The organism is Lentzea roselyniae (assembly GCF_039537795.1).
Taxonomy (GTDB): Bacteria; Actinomycetota; Actinomycetes; order Mycobacteriales; family Pseudonocardiaceae; genus Lentzea; species Lentzea atacamensis.
Genome location: NZ_BAABBE010000150.1, coordinates 1 through 557, shown reverse-complemented (window position 1 = coordinate 557; position 557 = coordinate 1). Strand labels below are relative to the sequence as shown.

The following is a 557-nucleotide window of genomic DNA, read 5'->3' as shown; positions in this document are numbered from 1 at the left end:
GCTGACCTGCGCGTTCACCCGATTGTGGAATGGAATTCGAACACGTGTTCCTGCCACAATGGACGCATGCCACCCCTCGGACTCGCCACTCCGCTTGAGCTCCTCGACGAGCTCAAGCGGAAAGTCCGTGCGCTGCAACAACTTCAGTTCCAAGTGGTGGAGATCGTCGGCGCGCTGCAGCAGCAGGGCGCAGCAGAAACCTTGGGATACAAGGATCTCGTCGAAGTCTCCAAGCACACCCTGCGGTGGGATCCCAAGGTCACTCGCCGCAAGCTCAAGCAGGCAGCCGCCTTGTGTCCCACGATGACCCCGACCGGCTCCCTGATGGAGCCGGTACTGCCCGGGGGTCGCGGCCGCGATGGCCGAGGGCGCGCTGTCCGAAGACCACGTCGATGTTCTGGCCGAGGCGATGGCGGAACTGCCCGCCGTGGCCGAAGAACACCTCGTGCGGTACGCGCTCGAACACGAACCCCGCTCAGCCAAAGCCTTCTGCAAGAACCTCGCCTACCACCTCGACCAGGACGGGCCCGAACCCAAAGAACCCGAACCCGTCCAGC

1 protein-coding gene and 1 pseudogene are annotated in these 557 nt (G+C 64.1%); one reads left to right on the top strand and one right to left on the bottom strand.

Translation table 11 applies throughout. The features are described from left to right. The coding region (locus tag ABFX45_RS46285; RefSeq protein ID WP_346137443.1) for a hypothetical protein at nucleotides 1-237 on the bottom strand (237 nt) is incomplete at its 3' end. A gap of 121 nt (nucleotides 238-358) precedes the next feature. On the opposite strand from ABFX45_RS46285, the pseudogene ABFX45_RS46280 reads away from it, so the two are divergent. After that, a pseudogene (locus ABFX45_RS46280) lies at nucleotides 359-557 on the top strand (hypothetical protein); the annotation flags it as partial.